This window comes from Botrimarina mediterranea (genome assembly GCF_007753265.1).
In the GTDB taxonomy this organism is placed as follows: domain Bacteria; phylum Planctomycetota; class Planctomycetia; order Pirellulales; family Lacipirellulaceae; genus Botrimarina; species Botrimarina mediterranea.
Genome location: NZ_CP036349.1, coordinates 2,672,313 through 2,692,021 on the forward strand (window position 1 = coordinate 2,672,313; position 19,709 = coordinate 2,692,021).

The following is a 19,709-nucleotide window of genomic DNA, read 5'->3' on the forward strand; positions in this document are numbered from 1 at the left end:
ATAGAGCAGGAACTGAGGCAAGCATGATGAAGTCTTTCGTAACGAAGCAGCGCCGGCGGTTGATCGGCGCGGCGGTGGTCGGCTGCCTGACGCCGTGCGCCGCTTTCGGCGTTGTCGATAATGACGCGCAGCTGTCGCGCGGCCTGGAGACCTTCGGCCAGATCGAGGCGACCCTCCGCGTCCCGGGCACGGCCCTCTACGCCGAAACCGTCAACCTCAGCGGCGTCCGTTCCGGCGGGATCAACGGGCGGGCGTTCGTTTGGCCGGCGGCGACGCAGTTTCGGGTCCTCAACTCGCTCGTCGAGGTCGACCCCGCGGCCTACGCACCGGCTCTGCGGCAGTTCTCCGACGAACTCCGTGCCGCCTACTGGGACGCCGGCTACCGCTCGGGCGCCGGGGCAGGGGACCGCTTCTACGACGACAACGCCCACCTCGTCGTCTCATTGACCGAGGCGTTCAACCTCACCAAGGACCCGGTCTACCTGACCCGCGCCCAAGAGACCTACGACTTCGTGCTCGAGGGGGAGGACTCGGCCGCCGGCGGCGGCATTTACTTCAAGCAGTTCGACTTCTTCTCGAAGGACACCATCTCCACGCTGCAAGGCGCCCGCGCGGCGGCGATGCTGTACCAAGCCACCGGTCAGGCCAGCTATCTCAGCGACGCGACCCGGCTGCTCACCTGGGCCAACTCGCACGTCCAACAGCCCAACGGCCTCTTCAACCAGGGCTTCGTCATCGAGACAAACTCGCCCGGTGGCGTCGCCATCGTCAACGCGGCCGGCGTCGGCATCTCGGCGAACCTCGAGCTCTACAACGCGACCGACAACGCCAGCTACCTCACCGAGGCCCAGCGGATCGCGGCGACCACGCTGGGCCGCTACTTCGACGCGGCCACGGGTCGCATCAACGACGAGGGCTACTGGGCGTTCGAGCTCGTTGATGCACTAGCCGACCTCTACGTTGCCGATCGAAACCCGACGTGGATCAACCGCATCGATACGGCCCTCGATTGGCTGCACACCAATAAGCGGGACGCCAACGGCCACTACGGCCTCTTCTGGGGCCGCAACGGGCCGCAAGTGGGCGTGCTCCACTCGTGGAGCCTCAACGAGCAGGCGTCCGTCGCGCGGGCTTACCTGAAGACCTCGACGACGATCCTGCCCGGCGACCTCAACCTCGACGGCGTCGTCACCTCTGCCGACATCCAGGCGTTCGTCGATGGCTGGCTCGCCGACACCGCGGGCCTGGACTTCCTCGGCCAACAACGCGCCGGCGACGTCAACCGCGACGGCGTCACCAGCGCCGCCGACTTCGTGGCATTGCGCACCGCCTGGAACGACGCCGGCGTCACAATCCCACCAAGCGTGCTAAGGATGCTCAACGCCGTCCCCGAGCCAAACGCCGCTATACTGGCGGCCATCGGCTGGCTGACGATCGCCGTCCGCCGCGGTCGCCGTTGATGGCGCCACGACGGTAATCTCAGAGCCACAGAGAGCACAGAGTACGCGCTGGGGGGACTCTCTGTGCTTCGTTCAGTGATCTCTGTGACTCCGTGGTGAAAAAGAGGCCTTGAGCGAGCTAGGACCGTCGCTGCCCAGAACCCCGCGCCAGAGCCACCAGGAGCCCATTTAACTCGTCCTGGCGTGGGGATAGGACCTTTGTTGGTCGGGCACGCACGGACGCGTTCTTGGGTACGCTATGGCTCTTAGAATCGATGCTGTGGGGTCGACCCGAGGACGCGCCCCATCCCTCGTCGATTTCGGCCCTCGTCGATGCAGAGCGAGCTTCACTGAGGGAGCGATTCTAGCCTCGCGCGACTGTGCGGGAAGTTTCGCGCAGAGACGCCGAGTGCCTGCGATGAAGACTCACGCAAAGCCGCTTAGGCGCGAAGATAAGGATCAGTAGAAGAAGGACCGCAACTGCAGACCAACGCGCACTTGCATGCCCTTTGCGACTTTGCGCCTTGGCGTGAGTCTTCAAGACATCCAACTCGGCTGTCTCTGCGTCTCTGCGCGGGACGCTTAGGCAACTTGAAGAACGCTGTAGGGATGGGCACGCCCGGTTCCTTACTCCGCGTCGGCGGTGTGGTGGGCGAGCGAGCTCGCCGGCTTTTGCTCGGCGGTCTTGATCCACTCGGCCCACTGGGCGATCAGACCCTCCAGCACTTCCGGCTTCTCTCGAGCGAGGTTGTTGGTCTCGCCCGGATCGACAGCGAGGTTGAACAGTTCCCAGTCACCTTGCCCGCGCTTCGACGCCTTCCAGTCGCCCTGGCGGACGCCGCGGCCGGCGCCGTGGTCGAAGTACAGCGTGCGGTCGATCGACTGCTCTTCGCCGCGGAAGGTCGCCGCCAGGCTGACGCCGTCTTGCAGCGTGCCGGACTGGGGTTGGGCCTGCGCCAGTTCGTAGAACGTCGGCGCCAAGTCGATGACATGGCCGACGGTATCGACCCACGCGCCGTCCCGATCGCCCAGACCGGTTGGCCAGTGGATCACAACCGGTGTGCGGCAGCCCCCGTCGTACGACTCGGCTTTCCAGAACCGCAACGGCGTGTTCGTGGCACTGGCCCAGCTGGCGCCGATGCCGGTGTAGCTCTCGTCGGTTCCGAGCTTGTCACGGTTTTCGGGCTTGCGCAGCGCGCCGTCGCGGAGGGCGGTGCGGCCGTCGCGCGTGCCGCCGTTGCGGTCGTAACCGGCCGCCTGCGGGATCTCCGGCGACGCGCCGTTGTCCGACAGGAAGACGAGCACCGTGTTGTCGAGCTGGCCGTTCTTGCGGAGCTGCTCGACGATCTTGCCGATCCCTTGATCGACGCGATCGACCATCGCGGCGTGGACCGCCATCTTGTCGGCCTCGAACTCGCGGTCGGCTTCCGAGAGATTGTCCCAATCTCCGCCGCGGCCTGAGATCGCGCCCCGCGGCGTTTCCTCCTCGATCAGCCCGATCGCTTGCTGCCGGTCGAAACGCTCTTTACGCAGCGCCTCCCATCCCGCTTGGTATCGGTTCTTGTACTTAGCGATGTCTTCCGGCCTGGCGTGGAGCGGCCAGTGCGGCGCCGTGTAGGCGACGTACAGGAAGAACGGCTTCTCGCCGCCGGCGAACTCATCGAGGTCCGCAACCGCGCGGTCGGTGATCGCGTCTGAAAAGTAGAAGTCGTCGGGAACCTCAGCGACGGGGGTCTTTCCTTCCACAAGACTGAAGGGATCGAAGTGGTCGACGACGCCCCAAACGATGCCGTAGAACCTCTCGAAGCCGCGATCGGTTGGGTACGACCCCTCTTCGACAAACGGGATCGGCAGGTCGATCTCGTGGTTCATCCAGAGGATGCGGCGGTTCTCGTTGCGGGTCCTCGGCAGCTCGGACAGGTGCCACTTGCCGACCATAGCGGTCGCATAGCCACTGTCACGGAGATTCTCGGCGACGGTCGGAACCGTCATGTCCATCGTGCGGCCGAACTCCTTCATGTTGACACGGTGCGGGTACGCGCCGGTCAGCATGCTGGCGCGCGTCTGGCAACAACGGGCGCAGTTGTAGAACTGGCGGAGACGGACGCCATCGGCGGCGAGCGCGTCGAGGTTGGGCGTCTTGACCTCGCCACCGAAGCAGCCCGGGTCGGAGTAGCCCATGTCGTCGATCATCACGACAAGGATATTGGGCCGCGCCTCGGCGGCCATCGCAACGCCCGGCGCCAATAGGCAGGCGCCCAGCAACACGGTCGCGAATCGAAAAACAGAAGAGGAAATCGTCATCCGTATCATCTCGTAAGGGTAGCTCAGTTAGCTGCTTGGACGCTCACGTTGAGGGGCGCTTGGTGTTTCGCGGCGAGCCAGTGGCTCATCGCGATGGCCTCGTCCGGGGATAGGGCCGCGTCGTAGACCATGACCTCCGAGATATCGCCCGCAAAGCCAAAGCCTTCGCGTTCGAAGTGCGAGCCGATGTAGCGCGGCGTCTCGGTAGCCGACAGCTCCGGCGCGTCGTAGGACTCCGCCGCGAGCTCGCCATCAATATAGAGTTGACTCAGCGAATTCGCGGAGTCGTAGACGTACAGCACCACGTGCGTCCCGTCGGAAAGGGGCGCGTGGCTGATCGTGTAGCCCGAATCGACCGGGTCCGAAAACTCCCGCAGCCAACCGCGGTGGATCCGCGCCTCGACGCGGGCGTCGTCGTTGACTTGCAGCACCGTGTGCGGCGGGCCGTTGAGGTTCAGCAGTTGCACGCCCAGGTGCTGGTACTCGTCGCGCTCGGCGATCAGCTTGGTCGCGAGCTTGCGGTTCACCCGGAAAACGACGGCCGAGGTGTGATAACTGCCCAGACGGAGCGGCTCGGTCACAAGGCCCTTGTGGCCATCGAAGCGCAGCGCTGGCCTTCCATTGGGGCCCTTCTTGATCCATACCGGCCGCTTCTCGGCGACCACCTGCCAGGCGTCGTTCGGGCTGGCATTGGCGTCGCAGAGCTGATCGCCCCAAGCGGAGACGCTGCGGTTCTGGTCGAGCTGCAAACGGTTGGCGGCGTCGAGCCAGAGCACAAGACGATCGCTCACGGCGGGCTTGTCGCCGGCGAAGGTCCTGTCGGTCGCCAGCGAGCGGACAAACAGCTCGGGCCTAGCGCCGACCTTGCCGCCCTGATCCGAGCTCGACCCCCGCGCCCAAGCGACGCCGGTCTGCAACAAGACACTCTTAGCGGCTTCCGAGCCGACCGATGTCGGCTTGGCGACGACCTCGCCCTTGAAGACGTGGGTCTCGACCGAGCCCTCTTCGGTGACGATCATGCCGAACTCGGTCCCCAGATCGACAAAGTCGCCGGCGTGTGTCTCGACCGTGAAGCCGCGGCCTTTCACGGGCACCCGGGCGCTGAGCTGGCCGCTGAGCAGCTGGGCGCTCTTGTCGGAGGTCGCGACGAAAGTCGCCGGCCCATTGAGGGTCAGCTCGACGCCGGAGTTGTACTCCAGCACAAGAAGTCCGGCGGCGAGGTTGATCTGCTGCCCGGCTTCGATCTGGGACGACGGCGCCGCGCTCCAGCGCTCGGTCTCCCAGTCACAGTCGATCTTGCGGATGACCTTGGCGACCACGTTGGCGGCCGGCGCCGCTTGCGCGACGGGCGCCACTGGTCCGTCGGCGTCAGGCGTCGCCAGAGTCAGGGCCACCAGCGCCGATGCCGCCGTGCCTAACAGCAGTCCCAGCGCGCCGTACTTAAAACGGTCGAGTCGGAGCCCGCCGCGGGCCGATGGTGGTCGCACCGTCGCGGCGGGATTCTGAGGGTGGGCGCTATCGAACTCTCCGACGCAGTCCTCGACCGCCTTGATCGTCCGCAATTCTTCGCGCGAGAACGGCCGGACCGGCGACTCGAGGCTCACCAAGTCGCGATGGACCCCCATCAACTCGAGGTACGCCGCTCGGACCTCCGGCTCTTCACGGAGCATCCGCTCCAGCGCAGCGGCGTCCGCGGCGCTGAGCCGATTCTCGATCAGGTCGTCGATTAGTCGGAGAACTTTCCTGTCCATCGTTTTACTCAAGTGCGATGATGTCGCCGCCTGGCTGGATCACCCGTCTGCTAGCCGTCGATTGCTTCGTTCAGCCTCTTCTCTACGTGTCACTACTCTGCGTGTCGCTAACCCTGTTGTTAGCTAACCCTGTTGTTAGCTAACCCTGTGAAAGCCGTTCTTCGGCGCTGAGCGTCCGCTGCACGCAGTCCGCCAGCACCCGGCGGATGCGACGTAGCGACTGCGAGACGCTGTTCTCGGTCCGGCCCAGCCGCGCGGCAAGGCCGTTCACGCTGGCGCCGGGGCGGTAGCGGGCGACGACCAGCTCGCGGTCGTCGTCCTTGAGTCGCTGCAAACACCCCGACAGGGCGTCACGGCTGCCGTTGTCGGACATCTCGGCAACGCGTTCGGCGAGTTCCTCGATCAGATGCGGGTCGAGTGTGGCGATGCCGCGCGAGGTCACTTGGCGGTGACGCATCACGGCCAGCCGGGCGATCTCCCGCGCCCAGGCGAAGAAGTTCGTGCCGAGTTGGAACTGGTCGAACTTACGCCAGAGGACGATGTTGGTCTCCTGCAGCAGGTCGGCGGCGGTGTTGGGGTCGTAGACCATCGCCAGGATGTAGGCGTGCAGGCCCCGCTGGGACTGGGCGAACAGGGTCAAGAACTCGTCCTCACGCCGAGTCGCGTCGAGTGGTTCATTCGGTCCGTCTCCGCTCGCCATCGTCTTTGTTCCACCACTAGCTCGACACCGCGAAAAGACCTTGCGATCGACGCCGAGCCCATTTTGGGGAATGGCGTGATACAAGCCGCACATCTGTAGGACACCTCGACGCCGGTCGATCTGAGCCATTTTCTGGCCCGAATCACCAGGGATTGATACGGAGACCCGATTAGAAATCTTCAACGGTCCGACTTTATTGCAAAAGTTGCACGATTAGGCAGTCAGATCGGGCGTTCCGCCGTGGTCATTCTGTTGGCCGGGCTCGTTTCCTTCAGCCCCAGCATCGTGGCTCTCAGCCGCGACCGTGCGGCGGGGCTCTAGGGACGCCCCCGGTCGGATAGGCGGAATCTGTTCACTTTAGCGGCCTCGCCACCTTGTCGGCGCCGCGGTCACGTCCTCGTCCGGGCTCACGCCCACGCCTTGCGGCCCCACCGACGTTCGTCGGCGCCGCGTGGAACCTTGATCTTCGAGCATGCGGATTGGTAAGGAATCGAGACCTGTGGAGCCGTTCTGCGCACGCCCGCGGCGCGCTGTAGATGGCGCCGCCGTTGGCAGGCTCGTCGTCATGTTGGGCTGCGTCTCGCTTGCGCTGACAGCTCTTGCCCCCGTCGCGCAAGCCGCGGAGCGCCCCAACATCTTGGTAATCTTGACGGACGACTTGGCGTACTCCGACACGTCTCCGTTTGGCGGCGAGATGGCGACGCCCACGCTCCAATCGATGGCCGACAATGGCCTGCGGATGGGCAACTTCTATACGGCGCCCCGCTGCTCGAACACCCGAGCCAGCCTGATGACGGGTCTGCAATCGCATGTCGTCGGGCTTCCCAATCTAGCGGGGGACGGCACGCAACTACCGAAGAACCACGCCTTCGTTTCGGAGGTGCTACAGGATTCGGGATACCACACCTACATGTCGGGGAAGTGGCACCTCGGCAACACGCAAAACTTCGGTTCGATTCCCGGGGGCCACGTCCGTGATCCCCGTGTTCGCGGCTTCGATGACTACTGGGGCTTCACCGAGAACCACAGCCAAGACAACTTCCAGGGCAACTACCGGCTGCTATCGGACAACATCCCCGAGCGAACTTACACAACCAGTTCCGGCGGCAATCAGCCGGGCACGTTCTATCAGACCGACGCGATCACCGATTACGCCCTCGACTTCTTTGCCGACAGTCGCCAGCGCAACGCCGCGGAGGGCACCAACGACCCGTTCTTCACCTACGTAGCGTTTGGCTCACCGCACTTCCCGCTCCAGGCACGTGACGAGTGGGTCGATCCGTTGGTTAATCGCTACGGGATTGGCTGGGACCAGTTGCGCATGGACCGGCTCGATCGCATGCAGGAGCTCGGCGTCATCGACGAAGAAACGGCGCTGACACTCCGCAGCGATGTCGCCAATACCAACCACGGCGAGACGCTGCACCAAATCCGTGCGTGGGACACGCTCCCCGCCGATCGACAAGCCGACCTCGCTCGGCGGATGGCGATCTACGCCGCAATGGTCGAGCGGGTTGACTACAACATCGGGCGGATGATGTCGGACCTCGAAGTCAACGGTGAACTCGACAACACGCTGATCGTCTTCATGTCCGACCACGGCGCCAACGGCGAGTGGCACGAGTACGGCTTCAACGCCAATGAGTCTCCCCGCACGGGCGCCGACCTGGACAGCATGGGGACGACGACTTCCGCTGCCGACAAGGACATCTTCTACGGCTCGGGGTGGGCGAACGCCGGCAATACCCCGTTCCGCAACTACAAGCACTACACGCACGAAGGCGGCATCAAGTCGCCAACGATCATCCAGTGGAACGACGGGCTCGACCCCGAACTGGTCGGCGACTTTAGCCAGCAGGTAAGCGACGTTCGCGACCTCTACCCGACGCTGCTCCAAATCGCCGGCGTCGAAACGCCGTCGGAGTGGACGGACCTTTCGGGAGCGACTTACAAGACGACGGGGGGCTTCGGCGAGAGCTTGGCCGACTATTTGACCACCGGGCAGGCTCTGGGCGAACGCGAACTCGGATGGGAACACGAAGGCAACCGCGCCTTCCGGGTCGGCGATTGGAAGCTCGTCTCGTCGAACTTCGGCAGCACCCAGCCCGGCGGCGCCGGGATCAATGAGTGGGAGCTCTACAACCTCGCCGAGGACCCGACGGAAGTCGATAACCTCGCCAGCGACCCCGCGTTCGCCGACACGTTCGATCAGATGCTCGCCGGCTACCAGCGCTGGGCCTTTCAGAACAACGTTTCGTCGGTCATGCCCTGGTCGGCCGCCGACTTCAACAAAGACGGCGTGCTCGACACGGCCGACCTTGCGGCTTTCCAGGAAGGCTGGCTCGAGTCGGCCGCACTGGCCAGCAACGAGACCTTTGCCCGAGGAGACGTCAACCTCGACGGCGTCACCAATGTGGATGACTTCGTGCTGGTGCGGCGCGCGTTTCAGCTCGGCGGGCAGCAAGCGGTCTTCGCGCAGTTCGCCAAGTCGTTTGGTGTTCCCGAACCCAGCACGCTGGGGATGATCGTCGTCGCAAGCGGGGTGGCGATGATGAGTCGTCGGCGGGCGTCTGCACAACCATCGTGAGTTCCGGAGGGTTTTCAGGATCAAAGAGTTGGGAATCAGAGAAGCATTTTGAGGCATCGCCGGGTGCGACGCGGTTGCGTCGTGCGGCGCGCGACGAGGGCTTAGGCAACTCTCGTCGCAACTCGTCACCACATCTCTTGGAGTATCGGCTAATGATGACTCGGAATGCTCTCCGCCGACTTGGCGCCACGCTCGCGTTGGGAGTGGTCGCCCATGGCGCGACAGCTCACGCTGATGTCCTGTTCGCAGACAACTTCGACCGCACCAACTCACGCAACATCGACGCTTCGCTCGACGGAATCATCGACAACACGGGATCGGCTCTGCCCGTTGACGGTGTTTACTCGACTCCTTGGATCGACCCCACCAATGATCCCGGACCGCAAGACGGCAATGCCGCCAACGGTGGCGGCTCGCAGGTCCTCGACAACCAGCTCCAGCTCGCCGTCGGCGCCGGAACCTCAAACGCCTTCGTGAATCACAACTTCATCAACCCCGAAATCCTAGCGGCGGGCGGCTTCACGGTCAGCCTCGACGTCCTCGGCTACGCCGGCACGTCCGAAGGGCAGGGCGGCGCCTTCGCCATCGGCATGTCGCAGGCCGAGGCCGCTGCCGCCAACGACGGGTTCACCGGCGCTCCCAACAACGTCAAGTTCACCAACGCTTTCCCCCAAGTCTTCGCCAACACCAAATCGGACTTCTGGATCGGCCTCCGGGGCGACGCCAACCAAGAGCTCGCTTGGGGTCACGGACCCGTTGGGATCGGCGATCTCGGGACAGGCTTCTTCGTCTCCGACGTCGACGCCAAGACCGGCACGATCGCGGTGACTTTCCTCGTCTCGAGTTTCGACTCCGGCTCGAGCGTCGACTACCAAGTGTTTTACAACGGCACGTCACAAGGTACGGGGTCGTTCAACTGGAGCGAATCCAACGCCAACTATATCGGCATCGATTCCCGCGACGGGACCGCCGTCGTGTTCGACAATTTTGTCATTTCGACGATCCCCGAGCCGACAACGCTCGCTTCGGTCGCCGTGATTTGCTTGTTTGCTGCCGCGCGCCGCGCTCGGCAGGCCGCTTAATTTTCCACCGCTGCATACGCCAGTCAGTGAGGCCACCTCGTCGCTAGGGATAACGCACTATGAAACGTCCATACCGGTTCAACCTTGCGCTCGCTGCGGCGATCGTGGCCTCGCTGGTCGGCGCCACTAGCGCCTCGGCTGTCGTGCTGTTCGAAGACACCTTCGATCGCGCCAATAGCCGCAACATCGACCTCGAACTCACGGGGATCACCAACGGCACCGGCACAACGCTGGCGGCGGACGGTGTTTACACGCAGCCGTTCCTCGACCCGGCGAACGACCCCGGCCCGCAGGACGGCGCCGCGACCAACGGCGGCGGCGCGCAGATTCTCAATAGCGAACTACAACTCGCCGTCGGCGCCGGAACCTCCAACGCTTTCGTGAACCACAACTTCACCAACGCCTCGATCCTCTCGTCGGGCGCGTTCAGCGTTTCGCTCGACGTGCTCGGATACGCCGGAACTGGCAACGGTCAGGGTGGGGCCTTCGCCGTCGGCATGTCACAGGCGCAGGCGCTTACGGCCGGCGACGCCTTCGGCGCCGATCCAAACAACGCCAAGTTCACCAACGCCTTCCTTGGCGACTCTGTTGATGTGATCTCTGACTTCTGGGTGGGCATCCGCGGCGACGGCGTCCTCGCGTGGGGCAACGGCGCCGTGGCTCCCGGGGAGCCCGGTTTCAACTCAGTGAACGTCGGTTCGAAAACTGGCACCATCTCCGCCAACTTCGGCGTCACAAGCTTTGCCGCCGGATCCAACGTCAATTACGAAGTCTTTTTCAACGGCGTCTCGCGTGGCGTTGGCTCGTTTAGCTGGAGCGGCACGAACGAGAACTTCATCGGCATTGACGCCCGCGACGGGACAAACGTTCGGCTGGACAACTTCCTCGTCGAGACATCCACGCCCCCCGCGACGCCGGCCCTGACGATCGATCGTGAAACCGGCGCTGTTACTCTCATCAACGAGACGAACCAACCGCTGTCGATGACGATCTACTCACTCACGACCGAAGCCGGCGGCTTCAACCAAGCGAACTGGTCCAAGATCGAAACCCAAGGCATCGACACGAACGATGACTGGATCACTCTGACCGATCCCAGCAGCACCACCGACCTTTCCGAAGCGACGCTCGGCGAGTACACGCTCGGCGCCACCGGCTCGGCGAACGACGAGATCAACCTCGGCAACGCCTGGATCCAGAGCCCGTTTGAGGACGTGCAGGTCGAGGTCCGCGACGCCGCCGGCAATGATGTGCCGATTATCATCCGCTACACCGGCAACGGCGGCGAGCCACTCGGCCTTGCCGACTACAACGGCAACGGCGTCGTCGATTCGACCGACTGGGTGAACGTCCGCGACAACCTGATCTCGGACGTGTCGGCGCTGCAGCCCATCGAGCGCTATCTCGCTGGCGACCTTAACAGCGACGGCCAAGTCAACAGCACCGACTTCCGTCAGTTCAAGACGCTCTACGAAGCCGACAACGGCGTCGGCAGCTTTGCCACGCTGCTCGCCGTCCCCGAGCCGACGTCCGCTTGCCTGGTTCTTGTTGGTCTCGCTCTGTTACGGACACGCCGCGCAATGGGCCGCGCCGTCACCCTCGGCATGTTAGCCGCTTGCGGCTTAGCGGCGACCACCCAACAGGCCAGCGCCGTCAATCTCTTCACCGACACCTTCGATCGCCCCGACAGCCGCAACATCGACGCGGTCCTGACGGGAATCACGAACAACACGGGGACCTCGCTCCCCGCGGACGGCGTCTACACCCAGCCCCACGTCGATCCCGCCAACGAGCCCGGCCCGCAGGATGGTGACGCGATCAACGGCGGCGGCGCGCAGATCCTGGGCAACCAGCTCCAACTCGCCGTCGGCGCCGGCACCTCGAACGCCTTTGTTAATCACAATTTCACCAATGGCTCGATCCTTGCCGACGGTGGTTTCCGTGTTTCGTTAGACGTATCCGGTTACGGCGGGACGTCGAATGGGCAAGGCGGCGGCTTCGGTATCGGCATGTCTCAAGCCGAGGCTTCGATTGCCGGCGACGCCGTCAACGGAAACCCCGGATTGGGCAAGATCACCAACGCGTTCCAAGACCCTGCCTTCTTCGCCAATAACGCCGTCTCCGACTTTTGGTTCGGCATCCGCGGCAACAGCACCGTCGCCTGGGGCGCCGGCGCCGTAGCGCCGGGGGCGGCGGGGTACAACGTCGCCACCGTGGGCGCTAAGACCGGCACGATCTCAGCCACCTTCGCCCCCAGCGGCTTCAACCAGGGCGACTCGGTCGCCTACGAGGTGTTCTACAACGACGTCTCGCAGGGCTTTGGCGTCTTCGCATGGAGCGAAGACATGGCGAACTTCATCGGCATCGATTCGCGCGACGGCGCCGCGGTGCAGTACGACAACTTCACCGTCGAGACCGTCGACGCTGCGATCAACCCGCTCCGATTGCAGATCAACACCGGAACCGGCGCCGTTTCCATCGCAGGCGGCGATGTCGCTAACGACCTCGATTTCTATGAGGTCCAGAGCGCGAGCGCTGGCCTCGTCGCTGGCGCCTTCGATGGCCTCGGTGGCGCGGCGGGATTCCCGACGGGCAACGGGTCGGGCAACGGCTGGGAGCTCAACGGCGTGCAGACCACGTCGCTCCTCAGCGAGTCGTACCTGCAATCGTCCTCGACGTTCGCCGCAGGCGGCGCGGCGATTTCGCTCGGCTCGATCTACAACACGTCGCTCGACGCCCGTGACCTCGAGTTCTACTACGAGACGCCGACTGGCCAGCGCCTACGGGGGTACGTCGAATACATCTCGGGAGTGCTGCCGGACTTTAATAGCGATGGCAAAGTCGATGCGGCGGACTACACCGTCTGGCGTGACAACGAGGGCATCACGACAGGCGCTACCCTCGCCCAGGGCGACGCCAACGGCGACGGCGCCGTCAACAGCGCCGATTACTTGGCGTGGAAGACCCAGTACGGCGCCACAGCGGCGCCCGCGCTGGCCGTTCCGGAGCCAGTCACACTGGCGTCGGCTTTGTTGGGGCTGTTCGCTTTGCTGACCGGCCGCCGCCCCTGCCGCGCGCCGGTGCGGGGCTGATTGAGTTACGATCAAAGGGCGGGGCGTCGGATGCGCCCCGCCCTTTTTTCTTTACGGCGCTCTCCAGAGCATCGGTGGGAATGCCTCCCACCAGAACTAGACCTCAGAATCCATGCCGACCTTTTCCATGCCCACGAAGCCGCTAATGTATGTCTTAGCCCTCGTGCTGGCGTTCGCGGGACGGACTGCGATTGCCGACGACGATCGCTTCCTCGGCTGGGCGCCGCCGGCGACGCCGCTGGTGGTCACCGACCCCTACTTCAGCATCTGGTCGGCCGGCAAGCGGCTGACCGACGTCGAGACGACGCACTGGACGGGCCGGCGCCACGCCATCGGCAGCGTCGCCCAAATCGACGGCAAGGTCTTCCGCGTCATGGGCGTCGAGCCGAGCAATACTCCCGCGCTCAAACAGATCGGCCTACGCGTCACGCCGACGCGTTCGATCTACCTCTTCCGCGGCGGCGGTATCGAACTCGAACTGGCGTTCACCACGCCGATGCTGCCGGACGACATCGACCTCTTGTCGCGGTCGATGACCTATGTTGATTACCGCCTGCGTGCGTTCGACAAGAAAACGCACGAGGTCGCAATCACGTTCACGGCGTCGGGCGAGCTGTGCGTCAACATACCGAGCGAACATGTCACGGCGACCGGCGTCGATTTCGACGGCGGCCGAGCATTGAAGGTTGGCTCCGTCGCCCAGCCGGTGCTGATGCACCAGGGCGACGACATCCGCATCGATTGGGGTTACCTCTACGTCGCGGCGGCGGACTCTGAAGCAAAGCTGGCGATCGGCCGCGGCCCGCAACAAGTCGCCGCGCTGCGGGGCGGGCTACGCCCCGAGTCGCTCCCTGCTTCGGTCGAGAAGGCGCCGGCGGAGGCCGTCGTTGTCGCGGTGTCGTTCGAGGGTCTCGAAGTCGGCGACGAGCCGGTCACCAGAAGCGTGGTCATCGCCTACGACGACCTTTGTTCCATCGAGTACATGGGCGCGCACCTGCGTCCCTATTGGCGCCGTAACGGGCTGGACGCCGTAGGGATGCTCGCCGAGTCGGTCGCCAACCACGACGCCGTCATCAAGCGTTGCGACGCCTTCGACAACGAGTTGATCGCCGATCTCGACGCCGTCGGCGGCAGCGACTACGTCGAGATCGCCTCGCTTGCCTACCGGCAGTGCTTCGCGGCGGGCAAGTTTGTCGCCGACGCCAACGGCCTGCCGATCCAGTTCTGCAAAGAGAACCACTCCAACGGTTGCATCGCCACGTCGGACGTCTTCTACCCGATGGCGCCGCAGTTCTTGCTCTTCGGTCCGTCACTAGCAAAGTCGTTCGTCGTTCCGTTCATGGAGTACGCGAAAAGCGATCGCTGGAAGTTCCCCTTCGCGCCGCACGACCTCGGGACCTACCCCCGCGCCAACGGCCAAGTCTACGGCGGCGGGGAACGCAGCGAGAAGAACCAGATGCCCGTCGAGGAGAGCGGCAACCTGCTGATCCTGATGGCGGCGATCGCGCGGCTCGACGGCGACGCCGGCTTCGCCGAGCGTTACTGGCCGCAACTCCAGCAGTGGGCCGAGTATCTGAAGGACAAGGGCTTCGACCCCGACAACCAGCTCTGCACCGACGACTTCGCCGGCCACATGGCGCACAACGTCAACCTCTCGGCGAAGGCGATCTGCGGCCTCGGCGCCTACGCGCAGCTCTGCGAGCTGCGCGGCGACGAAGCGCAAGCCGCCGAGTACCGACAGACCGCCAAGGCGTTCGCTCAGCGCTGGATCGAGGCGGCCGACGACGGCAACCACTTCCGCTTGGCGTTCGACAAGCCCGGCACGTGGAGTCAGAAGTACAACCTCGTCTGGGACCGAGTGCTCGGCCTCGGCCTCTTCCCCGACGAGGTCCGTGAGAAGGAGATGCGGTACTACCGACGGATGCAGAACCGTTACGGCCTGCCGCTCGACAACCGCCAGCCGTACACGAAGCTCGACTGGGTCCTTTGGACGGCGACGCTGACGGGCGACCGTGAAGACTTCGACGCCCTCGTGATGCCGGTGCACCGTTTCCTCCGTGAAACGCCCACCAAGGTCCCGATGACCGACTGGTACCGCACACACAGCGGCAACCGCGTCGGCTTCACGGCGCGGCCGGTTGTCGGCGGCGTGTTCATGCGGCTGCTTTACGAGGGCGCCGTGTGGGACAAGTGGGCAAGCCGCGGCGGCAAGGCCGGCAGCGACTACGCAGCGATGCCTGCCCCACCGAAATACGTAACCCGAGTGGCCGCCGCCGACACCGAGCCGGCGACCTGGCGCTACACTGTCGAGAAGCCGTCGGACGATTGGCAGGCCCCCGACTTCGACGACAAGAGTTGGAGCGAAGGCAAGTCCGGCTTCGGCAAGGCGATGACGCCCAAGTCGGTCGTCGGCACGGTCTGGAACGGCAGCGACATCTGGTTGCGTCGCGAGTTCGACCTGCCGGGTGAGATCAACGACTCGCTACGGCTCTTCATCCATCACGACGAGAACGCGCAGGTCTACATCAACGGCGTGCTCGCCGGCAGGTTCCCCGGTTACACCACGCAGTACGAACTGGCGCCCCTCCGCCCCGAAGCTGTCGCCGCCCTCAAGCCGACGGGCAACGTCCTCGCGGTCCACTGCCACCAAACGAGCGGCGGCCAGTACATCGACGTCGGCGTCGTGTCGGTTAACGGGTCATCAGAATAGCAGACCTCAGAAGAATCAAACCACGACGGGCACGAAGAACACGACGGTCAGATTGCCGGGGCTACGTGTGTCGCGGAGAGCGACCGTCGTGTTCTTCGTGCCCGTCGTGGTGCATCTCTTTGACGAACATGGTCTAGCGCTCATAGGCGAGATAGATCGCAAACACCGCCGCGACGGCGGAGAGCACGGCGCCGACTTCCCGGCAACGACCCGTCAGCAGTTTGATCGCGACGTAGCTCAGCACGCCGTAACCGATGCCGTGAGCGATCGAGAACGTCATCGGGATCGTCAGCAGCGTGATGAACGCGGGGATGGCCTCGTCGAGGCGCTCGAAATCGAGCTCGGCGATCTGGCGGAGCATCAAGAATCCCACCAGGATCAGCGCCGGCGCCGTGGCCGCCGCCGGGATCGCCGCCGCGAGTGGTGAGACGAAGATCGCCAGCAAGAACAACAGTCCCACGAAAACCGTGTGCAGACCCGTGCGGGCGCCCTCGGCGACGCCGGCGGCGGACTCGATGTAGCTCGTCACCGAGCTGACGCCCAAGAGCCCGCCGATGCTCGCGCTGATTGAGTCCACCGCCAGCACCCGCCGCACGCCGTGGAGGCGGCCCTCTTCGTCGTGTAGGCCGCCCTCTTCGGCGATGGCGGTCGCGGTGCCGAGCGTGTCGAAGAAGTCCACCACCATGAGGGCAAAGAGCACCGGCACGAGCTCCCACCGCAGCGCGCCGGCGAGGTCCGCCTGAAACGCCACGTCGAACGATGGCCAGCCCCAACCGCTGGGCGGCGTCACCAAGCCCGCCGCCCACGCTAAGAGCGTCGTCGCGGCGATGCCGAGGATCAGCGTCCCCTTCACTCGACACGCCAACAGCGCCGCGGTGATCGCGAGGCCCGCGAGCGAGACGGCGGTCGTTGGCTCTCGAAGGTCACCGGCGGCGAGCAACGGCCCGGCCGGCGGCGCGGGCGCGCCCTGCACGACGATGCCGGCGTTCGATAACCCAATCAGCGCGATAAACAGCCCGATCCCGGCGCCGATCGCCAGCCGCAGCGACCTGGGGATGGCGTCGAGCACCGCTTCACGAAGCCCAAGCAGCACCAGCGCGAGGATCAGCAGCCCCTCGATCACCACCAGCCCCATCGCCGCCTGCCAACTACCGGCTTGCTCGGCGACGTTGAACGCGATCAAGGCGTTGAGCCCCATCCCGCTCGCCAGGGCGATCGGGGCGTTCGCGACCAACCCCATCAACAGACAGCAAACCCCCGCCGCCAAGGCCGTACACGCCACCAGCGACGGCGTCGCCTCGACGCCGACAGCGGCCGACAGGATACCGGCGTTCACCGGCAGGATGTACGCCATCGTCAAGAACGTCGCCACAGCGCCCCGCAACTCGGCGCCAACCGTCGTGGTCCGCCCGAGGGCGTCGCGCATCAGATAGCCAAAGACGCTTTGCATGGGCGACATGCTAACGACCCCGAGGCGCCAGCGCGTAGGGCTCGCCGCCATGCCCAATTTAGCCCCCGGTCATTGCAACGTTATGCAGTTGCTATCACGAGCTTTTGTCGTTTGAGGACGCGGAGGGCGTTGAGGAGGAGCTTGGCTTGGACCCAGAGGTGGACGCGGTGAAGGCGTCGGACCCAGCTTGGCAGGGGGCCCAGGCCGCCGGCGAAGCTGGTGAGGTTGCCGAAGCAGCGTTCGATCGGGTCGCGGAAGGCGAGCACGGCTTGTCCGAAGGGACGGCGGAGCATCTCCAGGCAGTGCACACGGCTGGGCTCGTGGCGGCGATGCCCCAACGCCTGCCCCGGCCGCTGCTGCTGGGCGATGATCTGATGACGCGGCGAAGCCACGCGGTGCAGCGGGTTGCTGTCGTACTGACGGTCCCCCGTCACATAGCCCTCGCCCGGCAGCTCTTCGAGCAGCGGACGAGCGGCCGTCGCGTCGCCCGTGTTCATCGGCTCCACCCGCCACACCGAAGGGAGCGGGCCCTCGCCCCACACCACGTGCAGCTTGTAGCCCTTCGCGAAGCGGTTGGCCGCCCGCCCCACGCGCGCGTCGGGGTCCTTGCTGTAGGAACCGATCGGCAGCGGCTTGCTGTCGATCCGTTGCAACCACCAGCGCCGCGGGTCGCCCCCCAACGCCTGCTCCAGACGGCCCAGCAGCTCCCTCACGCCACGGCTCCGTAGCCGGCGGCTCATCGTCGATTGCGACGGGAACGGAACCGATAGCTGCGGCGGCCAGTTGTCGGGCTGGCAGGCCCAGCTGGTGGGCCGGTCGTGGACCACCGCCCATAAGAACACCGCCACGACCTCCGACGCCCGGTAAAACCCGCTCGTCCAAACGTTGTCCAGCCGCCTGGCAATCGCGTACAGTTGCTCCCAGAGTTCGCGTTCCATCTGGCTTCTCCCTTGGTTGGTCCCAAAAGAGATTCAGTAGAACGCGAACTCCCTTCTTTTAACCCCTGCTAGCAACTGCATAACGTTGCATTGACCGGGGGCTAAGTGCAAGCGCACGGCCGCCATGCGCTTCCAGCCTGATTAAGCAATTATCCCGTTCATGACGCGACAGAAGCTCAGCCGATCAACTCCGGCACGACCCGCGCCGGGACCACGCCCGTGAGCTTCTGATCGAGCCCCTGGTGCTTGTAGACGAACCGCTCGTGGTCGAAGCCCAAGAGGTTCAGCACCGTGGCGTGCAGGTCGCGGACGTGGACCGGGTCCTTCGTGATGTTGTACGAGAACTCGTCCGTCTCGCCGTGGATCGCGCCCGCCTTTACGCCGCCGCCCGCCATCCACATCGTGAAGCAACGCGGGTGGTGGTCGCGGCCGTAGTTCTCTTTCGACAGCCCGCCCTGCGAGTAGATCGTGCGGCCGAACTCGCCGCCCCAGATGATGAGCGTCTCGTCGAGCAGGCCGCGTTGCTTGAGGTCTTGGATCAGCGCGTAGCACGGCTGATCGACGTCGCCGCATTGGTCGGGGAGCCGCCCAGTAACGTTGAGGTGCGTGTCCCAGTTGTTGTGGTAGATCTGCACGAAGCGGACGCCGCGCTCAACCATCCGCCGCGCCATTAGGGCCGTGTTGGCGAAGGTGCCCGGTTCACGCGCCGCGTCGCCGTAGAGCTCGTAGGTCGAGGCGGGCTCACTTGCCAAGTCGGTCAAGTCGGGGACGCTCGCCTGCATCCGATACGCCAACTCGTACTGCTGGACACGGGTCTGCGTCTGCGGATCGCCGAGTTGGTTCCAGGTCGATTCGTTCAGCGCCTGGACGGCGTCGAGCATCTCGCGGCGTGTCCCGCGCGCAACGCCCGGGGGGTCGTTGATATAGAGAATCGGGTCGCCCGCCGAGCGGAAGCTCACGCCCGCGTGCTTGCCCGGCAGGAAGCCGCTCGACCACAGCCGGGCGGAGATCGCTTGGATCTGTTCGCGGTTAGTGCTCCGCGCGACCATCACGACGAACGTCGGCAGGTCCTCGTTGAGCGAACCGAGGCCGTACGACGCCCACGACCCCAGGCACGGCCGGCCCGGCACTTGGTTGCCCGACTGCATCAACGTGATGGCGGGCTCGTGGTTGATCGCGTCGGTGTGCATGCTGCGGACAAACGCCACGTCATCGACGCACTTCTTCATCCACGGCATGAGCTCGCTGACCCACATCCCCGACTCGCCGCACCGCTCGAACTTGTACGCGCTGGGGGCGATCGGGAAACGGCTCTGCCCGCTGGTCATGGTGGTCAAACGCTGGCCGTTGCGGATCGACTCGGGGAGGTCCTTGTCGTACCAGTCGGCCATACCCGGCTTGTAGTCGAACAGGTCCATCTGCGACGGGCCGCCGACCATGTGTAGGTAGATGACGTTCTTCGCCTTCGGCGCGTGGTGCGTCATCGACCCGAACGGCGCCGTCGAAGCCAATGCCTTCGACGCGAAGCCGGCGCCCGACAGCGAGGCGAGCGACGCGGCCCCGAGCAGGTGCGCGCCCGACGCCAAGAAGTGCCGCCGGCTCATCGCTTCGCGGAGCGCGGCGTCGGCCGGGTCGGGTTGAAAGGATCGACTCATC

Annotated in this window: 11 protein-coding genes; 5 read left to right on the forward strand and 6 right to left on the reverse strand. The window is 65.0% G+C overall.

The window, feature by feature from the left end; translation table 11 throughout:
* Positions 1 to 23 precede the first annotated feature (23 nt).
* The gene (locus Spa11_RS10515) at positions 24 to 1,460 is read left to right on the forward strand and encodes a glycoside hydrolase family 76 protein (RefSeq protein WP_145111867.1); all 1,437 of its coding nucleotides are present in this window, start codon (positions 24 to 26) and stop codon (positions 1,458 to 1,460) included.
* Positions 1,461 to 2,066: 606 nt separating this feature from the next.
* Here Spa11_RS10515 and Spa11_RS10520 read toward each other — a convergent pair.
* The 3 genes from Spa11_RS10520 to Spa11_RS10530 all read right to left on the reverse strand — a co-directional run bounded on the left by Spa11_RS10520 (position 2,067) and on the right by Spa11_RS10530 (position 6,194).
* A complete protein-coding gene (locus Spa11_RS10520) occupies positions 2,067 to 3,743 on the reverse strand; it encodes an arylsulfatase (RefSeq protein ID WP_197529892.1) in 1,677 nt (558 codons plus the stop codon).
* A 23-nt stretch (positions 3,744 to 3,766) separates the two neighbouring features.
* On the reverse strand, positions 3,767 to 5,494 hold the full coding sequence (locus tag Spa11_RS10525) for a LamG-like jellyroll fold domain-containing protein (protein WP_145111873.1): 1,728 nt from the start codon (positions 5,492 to 5,494) through the stop codon (positions 3,767 to 3,769).
* Between the two features lie 139 nt (positions 5,495 to 5,633).
* Positions 5,634 to 6,194, reverse strand: a complete 561-nt coding sequence (locus Spa11_RS10530) for a sigma-70 family RNA polymerase sigma factor (protein ID WP_197529893.1) — start codon at positions 6,192 to 6,194, stop codon at positions 5,634 to 5,636.
* Between the two features lie 565 nt (positions 6,195 to 6,759).
* Between Spa11_RS10530 and Spa11_RS10535 the strand changes: the two genes are divergently transcribed.
* From Spa11_RS10535 to Spa11_RS10550, 4 genes are all read left to right on the forward strand, one after another.
* Positions 6,760 to 8,781 (forward strand): sulfatase-like hydrolase/transferase, encoded by a 2,022-nt coding sequence (locus Spa11_RS10535; RefSeq protein WP_197529894.1) that lies wholly within the window; start codon positions 6,760 to 6,762, stop codon positions 8,779 to 8,781.
* Positions 8,782 to 8,933: 152 nt separating this feature from the next.
* Positions 8,934 to 9,863, forward strand: coding sequence for a hypothetical protein (locus Spa11_RS10540; protein WP_145111882.1), 930 nt, complete (start codon positions 8,934 to 8,936; stop codon positions 9,861 to 9,863).
* Between the two features lie 59 nt (positions 9,864 to 9,922).
* On the forward strand, positions 9,923 to 12,955 hold the full coding sequence (locus Spa11_RS10545) for a dockerin type I domain-containing protein (RefSeq protein ID WP_145111885.1): 3,033 nt from the start codon (positions 9,923 to 9,925) through the stop codon (positions 12,953 to 12,955).
* 112 nt (positions 12,956 to 13,067) lie between these two features.
* A complete protein-coding gene (locus Spa11_RS10550) occupies positions 13,068 to 15,665 on the forward strand; it encodes a glutaminase domain-containing protein (RefSeq protein ID WP_145111889.1) in 2,598 nt (865 codons plus the stop codon).
* Between the two features lie 133 nt (positions 15,666 to 15,798).
* Here Spa11_RS10550 and Spa11_RS10555 read toward each other — a convergent pair whose 3' ends face one another.
* The 3 genes from Spa11_RS10555 to Spa11_RS10565 form a co-directional block, all read right to left on the reverse strand.
* On the reverse strand, positions 15,799 to 17,124 hold the full coding sequence (locus Spa11_RS10555) for an NCS2 family permease (RefSeq protein ID WP_197529895.1): 1,326 nt from the start codon (positions 17,122 to 17,124) through the stop codon (positions 15,799 to 15,801).
* A gap of 71 nt (positions 17,125 to 17,195) precedes the next feature.
* On the reverse strand, positions 17,196 to 18,053 hold the full coding sequence (locus tag Spa11_RS10560) for a transposase (protein ID WP_145111895.1): 858 nt from the start codon (positions 18,051 to 18,053) through the stop codon (positions 17,196 to 17,198).
* Between the two features lie 176 nt (positions 18,054 to 18,229).
* Positions 18,230 to 19,708: a DUF1501 domain-containing protein gene (locus tag Spa11_RS10565; protein WP_197529896.1), complete on the reverse strand. Its 1,479-nt coding sequence runs from the start codon at positions 19,706 to 19,708 to the stop codon at positions 18,230 to 18,232.
* Between the last annotated feature and the right edge of the window lies 1 nt (position 19,709).